Origin of the sequence: uncultured Sphingomonas sp., assembly GCF_913778135.1 — a bacterium.
In the GTDB taxonomy this organism is placed as follows: Bacteria; Pseudomonadota; Alphaproteobacteria; order Sphingomonadales; family Sphingomonadaceae; genus Sphingomonas.
This window is the reverse complement of record NZ_CAJYVU010000171.1, coordinates 1-7,952: the sequence shown is the minus strand read 5'-3', so window position 1 is coordinate 7,952 and position 7,952 is coordinate 1. Positions and strand designations below refer to the sequence as shown.

8 protein-coding genes are annotated in these 7,952 nt (G+C 66.6%); 5 read left to right on the top strand and 3 right to left on the bottom strand.

The genetic code is table 11. The annotated features are described in order from the left end of the window. Positions 1-451, top strand: a 451-nt coding sequence (locus tag QZ847_RS15330) for a hypothetical protein (RefSeq protein ID WP_294358107.1), incomplete at its 5' end; no start/stop codon positions are given. A 43-nt stretch (positions 452-494) separates the two neighbouring features. Here the strand turns inward: QZ847_RS15330 and QZ847_RS15325 are convergent. After that, positions 495-1,016, bottom strand: coding sequence for a DUF3617 family protein (locus tag QZ847_RS15325; protein ID WP_294358110.1), 522 nt, complete (start codon positions 1,014-1,016; stop codon positions 495-497). A 2-nt stretch (positions 1,017-1,018) separates the two neighbouring features. Next, complete coding sequence (locus QZ847_RS15320; protein ID WP_294358104.1) at positions 1,019-2,458, bottom strand: amidohydrolase; 1,440 nt, start codon at positions 2,456-2,458, stop codon at positions 1,019-1,021. A gap of 9 nt (positions 2,459-2,467) precedes the next feature. Between QZ847_RS15320 and QZ847_RS15315 the strand changes: the two genes are divergently transcribed. After that, positions 2,468-3,286 (top strand): arylamine N-acetyltransferase, encoded by an 819-nt coding sequence (locus QZ847_RS15315; protein WP_294191154.1) that lies wholly within the window; start codon positions 2,468-2,470, stop codon positions 3,284-3,286. 15 nt (positions 3,287-3,301) lie between these two features. Here the strand turns inward: QZ847_RS15315 and QZ847_RS15310 are convergent, their stop codons facing one another. Further along, positions 3,302-4,132, bottom strand: coding sequence for a ferredoxin--NADP reductase (locus tag QZ847_RS15310; RefSeq protein WP_294191155.1), 831 nt, complete (start codon positions 4,130-4,132; stop codon positions 3,302-3,304). Positions 4,133-4,297: 165 nt separating this feature from the next. On the opposite strand from QZ847_RS15310, the gene uvrB reads away from it, so the two are divergent. The 3 genes from uvrB (at position 4,298) to QZ847_RS15295 (ending at position 7,846) form a co-directional block, all read left to right on the top strand. Beyond that, positions 4,298-6,487: an excinuclease ABC subunit UvrB gene (gene uvrB / locus QZ847_RS15305; RefSeq protein WP_294358101.1), complete on the top strand. Its 2,190-nt coding sequence runs from the start codon at positions 4,298-4,300 to the stop codon at positions 6,485-6,487. Further along, positions 6,484-6,870, top strand: coding sequence for a hypothetical protein (locus tag QZ847_RS15300; RefSeq protein WP_294191249.1), 387 nt, complete (start codon positions 6,484-6,486; stop codon positions 6,868-6,870). The genes uvrB and QZ847_RS15300 overlap by 4 nt, the downstream gene beginning before the upstream one ends. A 226-nt stretch (positions 6,871-7,096) precedes the next feature. After that, on the top strand, positions 7,097-7,846 hold the full coding sequence (locus QZ847_RS15295; RefSeq protein WP_294191250.1) for an energy transducer TonB: 750 nt from the start codon (positions 7,097-7,099) through the stop codon (positions 7,844-7,846). Positions 7,847-7,952 lie beyond the last annotated feature (106 nt).

Sequence of the window (7,952 nt, the reverse complement as noted above, 5' to 3'; positions counted from 1 at the left end):
CGAGCGTATGTCGATCCTGGTCCCTGTCCCCGACGAGCGATGCACCCGGCATCAGGGCGACGACATCGTCGTCTGCGCCAATGCCCTACCCTCGCAGACACTGCCGTTGCCGCAAGAGGCAGTCTCGAACCGGCCCGTGCCCATCAACGGCTATCTGACTGGCCGCGGCGCGTTGAACGCGGAAGGAACGCCGTGCGCTGCTCGCTCGGGCGGGTGCCAGACCGGCGTCGACGTGGTCGGACCCGGCGTGGCGCTCGTCCGCGGCATCCAGAAGCTCATCTCGGCCGATAGCTGCTGCGAGAACCCGGGCGAGTCGACCAGCGCAGGGCAACTCGCCAGCGACGTGGTCGGCGGCGTGAAGAGGCTATTCCGCGGCAAGCCCGACAAGAGCAATCGCGTCGCGATCCGCCTCGACGACGCGCCACCCGCCACCAGCCGCGTCCTGCCCTAGAACGATCAAGGGTTGGAGGCGCTGCCCGCCTCGCCGAACGCGGTCACTCCTCCGCGCAGTCACCCGTGCGCCTGGCGACAATCCGCGTCACCATGCCACCCGCCTGTGCCGCGATCCCGCCGCGCCGCACCATCGCGGTCAGGTCGACCGCGCTGGCGGAATAGCGTCCTTTCTGGCTGACGGTCAGCGTTTCCCCGCTCGCATTGCGGCACGCCATCTCGGCGTTGAGCTGCTCGCCCGTCAGCGCGAAGCGGCGGAAACGGCAGTTCGCCCCCGCGGCCGTCGACAGATCGCCGAACAGCGGCTTGCCCGCTTCCTCCTCGGTCAGGCACGCCTCCGTGGTTGCGGTGTCGCCCACCTGATCGCGGATCGCAGCGGCAGCGGGCGTCTTGTCCGCGCCTGCGTCGAAACTGACGACGCGCGTGTCGGTGCGCCACTGCCCCGCCTCGGGCTTCTCTAGGCTCGCCGTCGCGTCGGCGACTTCCGCGATCGAGGCGTTAGTCAGGTCGATGTCACCGCTGCACGCCGAGAGCGGCAGCGCGGCCGCAAGCAGGAGCAGGCGCATTTTCACGATCCGGTTCCCACGCGCGCCGCGCCCGGCTTCGTCAGGTCGAGCACCGCCGCGGTCATCGCGATTGCGCCGGTGGTGATCGCAGGCTCGGGCGCGATGCGGAACTCGGGCGAGTGGTGCGAACCGATCCTCGGCCCACCGCGCGCCGCCGCGTCGATCTCCGCGCGCGTCGACCCGCCGACCGCGAAATAATAGCCTTTCACGCCGGTGTCGGGCTGGACGTAATAGGCGAAATCCTCCGCGCCCATGCCATCCTGGTGAAACGCAGGCACGTTCTTCGCACCCAGCGCTTCGGCCATCACCGCGTTCAACCGCCGCGCGAGTGCCGCATCGTTGATCGTCGTCGGCGTGCCCTCGCTGACGGTCACGACCGGCATCTTGTCTTTCGGCATGCCGTTCATCACGCCAATGCCGTAGGCGACGCGCTTGATGCCGGCCAGCAGCCTGGCGCGCTCCGCCTCGTTGTTCGCGCGCACCGTGACCTGCAGCTTCGCCATGTCGGAAATGATGTTGTGCTTGAGGCCAGCGTGGAACGAGCCGACCGTGATGACGCCGGGGTCGAGCGGCGCGCGCTCGCGGCTGACCAGCCCCTGTAGCGCGATGACGAGTTGCGACGCCATATAGACCGGGTCCTTGCCCTCGTTCGGGCTGGCGCCATGCGCGCCGATGCCGGGCACGTCGATGTTGACCGAGTCGGACGAGGAATATTGAATGCCATCGGACGCGGACACGGTCCCCGCCTCCATGCCCGCTGCGACGTGAAAGGCGAGCGCGTAATCGGGCTTGGGAAAGCGCGTGAACAGACCGTCGGCGATCATCGCCTTTGCGCCCCCGACCCGCTCCTCGGCGGGCTGGACGACGAACACGACCGTGCCGGACCAGCGATCGCGCAGCGCCGCCAGCCGCCGCGCGGTCGCGACCATCGCGGTGATGTGCGTGTCGTGCCCACAGGCGTGCATCACCGGCGCCTCGACCCCGTCGACGCCGACCTGCCGCGCGTGGCTGGCGTTGGGAAGGCCCGACTTCTCCTCGACCGGCAACCCGTCCATGTCGGCACGCAGCAGCACGACCGGCCCAGCACCGTTCTTCAGCACGCCAACGACGCCGGTCTGCCCGACCTTCTCGGTCACCGTCATGCCCGGCACCGCGCGCAGTGCCGCCGCCATTTTCGCCGCGGTACGTGTCTCGCGAAACGACAGTTCGGGGTTGCGGTGAAAGTCGTCCCACATCGCGCCCAAGTCGCGCTTATAGTCGGCGCGAACCGCCGCGGCATAATCGGGGTCGGCGAGCGCCGGCGTCGCGGCAAGCGTGCCGGCCGCTGCCAGCAGGTGGATCAGGCGCATGAAGTTTCCCCTCTTCTGCCCGCGACCATAGCCGCACCGTGTCGGATGCCTAGAGGGATCGCGAACCTTGCCCCCGCGCGCACGATCGGTCACGGACGGTCCATGTTCGACCTCGACGCCTATCTCGCCCGCATCGACCTGCCCGCGCGCCCGACCAACGACGCGGAAGGGCTGGCGCGGGTGCAGCGCGCGCACCGGCTCGCAATCCCGTTCGAGAATCTCGACGTGCGGCTGGGGCGCGAGATCGCGATCGACTCCGCGTCGGTGTTTGCGAAACTGGTGACCGCACGGCGCGGCGGCTATTGCTTCGAGCACAACCGGCTGTTCCTCGACGCGCTGGATGCTGCCGGCTTCACCGCGCGTCCGCTGCTCGCGCGCGTCTGGCTTGGTGCGACCGCAGTACCGCCGCTCACCCACACGCTGTCCTTGGTGACAATTGCGGGCGAGCAGTGGATTGCCGACCCCGGCTTCGGCGGCAGCTACGCGCCCGTCATGCGGCTGGCGGACGGTGAGACAGCGGAGGCACCCGACGGCGCGCGCTTCATGCTCGCGCGCGACGCGGAGCACGGCTGGGTGCTGTCGCGCGACGGCGATCCTGCAACCACCGACGGGCGCGGCATCGGTCCGGGATGGCAGCGTCAGTACAGCTTCACGCTGGACGAGGTTCACGACAGCGACCTGGCGATGGGTAATTGGTGGTCGTCGAGCTCGCCGACCAGCCGCTTCACGAATGCGACGATCGTGTCGATTATCCTGCCGCACGGCTTCGCGACGCTGACCGACCGCGACTATCGCCGCCGCGCCGCCAGCACCGACAGCGCCGCCGAGATCACCGACCCGCGCGTCTACCGCATGCGCTTGAGCATGATGTTCGGCATCGACCTGTCGGCCGAGGACGTGGCGGCGCTTGATCTGTTCTGACGCGCCGCCGCCCGCTCAGCCAACGAAGGCGCGCTCAATCACGTAGGTGCCGGGCGCTGCGTTCGATCCCTCGACGAAGCCCAGCGTCTCCAGCGTCTTCGCGGTGTCGCGGATCATGTCCATCGACCCGCACATCATGATACGGTCGGTCTCGGGGTTGAAGCACTTGTCGCCGGTGATCGGATCACCGAACATCGTGCCATTCTCCATCAGCGCGTCGATGCGTCCGGTGGTGTGGAACGGCTCGCGCGTGACGGTCGGAATATAGTGGAACTGCGTCGCCGCCTCGTCCGCCACCAGCGGATCGTCCGCCAGCCGCGCCGCCAGCTCGTCGTGATACGCCAGATCGCTGACACGGCGGACCGAATGGACCACCACGACCTGGTCGAACATCGTGTAAACGTCGGGGTCGCGCGCCAGGCTCAGGAACGGCGCAAGGCCGGTGCCCGTCGACAGCATGAACAGCCGCTTGCCCGGCAACAGCGCGTCGGTCACCAGCGTACCCGTGGGTTTGCGCCCCAGATATATTTCGTCGCCCGGTACGATCTGCTGCAGCCGCCCAGTCAGCGGGCCGTTCTCGACCTTGATCGACAGGAATTCCAGCTCCTCGGCGTAATGCTGGCTCGCGACCGAATAAGCGCGCATGATCGGCTTGCCCGCCACCCCGTCGACTTCCTCGCCCGGCAACCCGATCATCACGAACTCGCCCGAACGGAAGCGCAGGCTCGCCGGCCGCTCGACGGCGAAGCTGAACAGATGCTCGTTCCAATGGCGGACCCAATTCACCTTGACGCTGGCGAATGCCTTGCTCTCGGGAATGGTCTCGGGTGCGCGGACGTCGGTCATGCCTGTTCTTCCTCAAACCGCGCCCGGACGGCACGGCCTTAAGCCTGTCAATCTGATTGCGAACGCTGCGCAATATGGGGCGCCACGAGCGGGGTCAACCAAGCGCAGCTTGTCTGGCGGCAAGCTCCTTCACGCCGCGCCACCTAGCGCCCATATCGTGAACATATGTCGATCCAGATCCGCACCAGCCTGGCCGAACCCGAAACGGGCGACGATTTCGTCCCGCACCGCCCGCAACGCCCGCCAAAGGTCGAAGGGGGTCGCCCGTTCAAGCTCGTCAGCGACTATCAACCCTCGGGCGACCAGCCGACCGCGATCCGCGACCTCGTCGAGGCCGCGCGCGCAGGCGAGAAGGATCAGGTGCTGCTGGGCGTCACCGGCTCGGGCAAGACCTTCACGATGGCCAAGGTGATCGAGGAGATGCAGCGCCCCGCGCTGATTCTCGCGCCCAACAAAATCCTCGCGGCGCAGCTCTACGGCGAGTTCAAGTCGTTCTTTCCCGAGAATGCGGTCGAGTATTTCGTCAGCTACTACGATTACTATCAGCCCGAGGCGTACGTGCCGCGGTCGGACACTTACATCGAGAAGGAAAGCTCGGTGAACGAGGCCATCGACCGGATGCGCCACTCGGCCACCCGCTCGCTCTTGGAACGCGACGACGTGCTGATCGTCGCCTCGGTTTCGTGCCTCTACGGGATCGGTTCGGTCGAGACCTATTCGGCGATGATCTTCGACCTGAAAAAGGGTCAAAGCGCCGATCAGCGCGAGATCATCCGCAAGCTCGTCGCGCTGCAGTACAAGCGCAACGACGCCGCGTTCCAGCGCGGCAATTTTCGCGTCAAGGGCGACAATCTCGAAATCTTCCCCTCGCACTATGAGGACAGCGCGTGGCGCGTGTCGTTCTTCGGTGACGAGATCGAGGAGATCGTCGAGTTCGATCCGCTAACCGGCAAGAAATCGGCCAGCCTCAACTCGATTCGCATTTACGCCAATTCGCATTATGTCACGCCCGGCCCGACAATGAAGCAGGCCGCCGACGCGATCCGTCACGAACTGACCGAACGGCTTAAGGAACTGGAGATCGAGGGCAAGCTGCTGGAGCGGCAGCGGCTGGAACAGCGCACCAACTTCGACCTCGAAATGATCGCCGCCACCGGTTCGTGCAACGGGATCGAGAATTACAGCCGCTTCCTGACCGGCCGTCTGCCGGGCGAGCCGCCGCCGACGCTGTTCGAATATCTGCCCGAGAATGCGATGCTGTTTGTCGACGAGAGTCACCAGACGATCGGCCAGATCAATGGCATGTCGCGCGGCGACCACCGACGCAAGATCACGCTCGCCGAATACGGTTTCCGCCTGCCGTCGGCGATCGACAATCGCCCACTACGCTTCAACGAATGGGACGCGATGCGCCCGCAGACCGTCTGCGTGTCGGCGACGCCCGGCACGTGGGAGATGGAGCAGTCGGCCGGTGTCTTCGCCGAACAGGTGATCCGCCCCACCGGCCTGATCGATCCGCCGATCGAGATCAAGCCGGTCGAGGAGCAGGTCCAAGACCTGATCGTCGAGGCGCGCAAGACGACCGAACTCGGTTACCGCACGCTCGTCACCACGCTGACCAAGCGGATGGCGGAGGATTTGACCGAGTATATGCACGAGGCGGGGATCAAGGTCCGCTACATGCACTCCGACGTCGAGACGCTGGAGCGTATCGAGCTGATCCGCGATCTGCGGCTCGGCGTCTACGACGTGCTGATCGGCATCAACCTGCTGCGCGAGGGGTTGGACATTCCCGAGTGCGGGCTGGTCGCGATCCTCGACGCTGACAAGGAAGGCTTCCTGCGCTCCGAAACGTCACTCATCCAGACAATCGGCCGCGCGGCGCGCAACGTCGACGGACGTGTGATCCTCTACGCAGACCGGATCACCGGCTCGATGGAGCGTGCGATGAACGAGACGCAGCGCCGCCGCGAGAAGCAGGAAGCGTATAATCTCGAACACGGCATCACGCCGACGACGATTCGCCGCAACATCGGCGACATCATCGCGCACGTCAGCCAGGGTGATCAGGTCACGGTCGAAATCGACGAGGACCGCCCGCATATGGTCGGCCATAATCTACGCGCGTATATCGAGGAATTAGAGAAGAAGATGCGCAAGGCCGCGTCCGACCTCGAGTTCGAGGAAGCCGGTCGCCTGCGCGACGAGATTCGCCAGCTGGAGCAGGAGGAACTCGGCCTGCCCGTCCACGAACAGAAGGCACCGATCATGGGCCGCTCGAACGAAGGCAAGCCCGGCACCCGCAAGACCCGCTTTGGCAAGCAGCAGCAGATGCGAATGAACAAGCGGCGATGACGCGCGACGACATGACCCGCGGACGCTTCCTCATTGCGGGCGGCGTGCTTGCAATGGCGTGCGGGGTCGTGCTTGTCGCCGCGACCGGCAACGGGGCAGATACGGGGCTGCGGTTCGCGGCGACCGCGCTGCCCGCCTTGTCACCCTTCGTACTCGGCACCGCGGCGCCGCTTGGTCGGCGCATGTTGTGGTGGGTGCTTGCCGCACTGGTCGTCGCTGGCTGGGCGAGTGCGGTGATCGGCCTGCGCGCCGCGAACGGCGATCCAAGCTTCGCGGGGCTACACGGCTGGGCGGCGTGCGCAATCGCCAGCATTGTTGCGCTTGGGGCAAGTGTTGTTGGCGGGGTCTCGCATCTATTCCGCGGGCGATCACGCCGCTCGTGACCTGACATGGTGGCCGTGGCCGCCGGACGATCGCCCCCGACGCACCGCTCTTATCTGCCGTGAAGGCGATTAACTGCGCGCCGGAACTCCGCCGGGCATACGTAGCTGGGTGAACGCATCACCAGCAGGCGCAGACGCCGACTGAGCGTGACGCTCGCGTCGTTTCGGCGATCTCGATCATCGCCAGCCACTCGCGGTTCAGCCACCGCTTCCTACATCGGCCGGCATGTACGCGCAGCCTCCACAGGAACGCCTCGGCGCCGCCGCCGCCGCGCTCGGGGTCACGGCAGCACTCGGCTGGGCGCTGCTGAACGGGCTCGCCGGCCAGGCGATACGGCAGCGCGTCGACGAGGGCTTGCGATTGTTCGACCTCGCGCCACCCCCGCCCCCGCCGCGCCCCAAGACCGTGCCGCGACCAAAGGTCAGCAAGCGCGCCGAGGGCCGTGCCGCCCCGCCCAACATCCGCTCAAAGGCGACGCAGGTCGTTGCGCCCAAGCCGGTCGTTGTCATTCCCGTGCCGCCGCCCCCGATCGTCGTCGCGACCAAGGCGTTCCAGGGTAATCAGGCGACGCAGGGGGCAGCGCCGCGCGTCGGTCCGGGTACCGGCGCCGGCGGCATCGGCGACGGAACCGGGTCAGGCGGCTGGGGTGATGGCGATGGAGACGGCGGCGACGAGACTCCGCCGATCCAGCGTAAGGGCCGCATCACCGACGGCGATTTCCCCGCCGACATTCGCGATCTCGCCGAAACCGGATTCGAAGGCACCGTCTCCGTCAGGTTCCTGGTGCAAACAAACGGTCGCGTCGGCGACTGCCGTGTCACGCGGTCGAGCGGCTACCACTCGCTCGACGATGCCACCTGCCGCCTGATCCAGCAGCGCTTCCGCTACGAACCCTCCCGCGACGCCGACGGCCGCCCAGTACCGGCGTGGATATTGGAAAATCACACCTGGGCAGTCGAAGGCGACCGTCGCTGACCAAGCGGTTGGCGGCAATTTAACACCGGCGACTGCATTGCCGATTTAATCCGAGAGCTGGGTTCTTCCGTAAGTTGGGGAGGCTGGGTTTCGGCTAGCGCTTGAT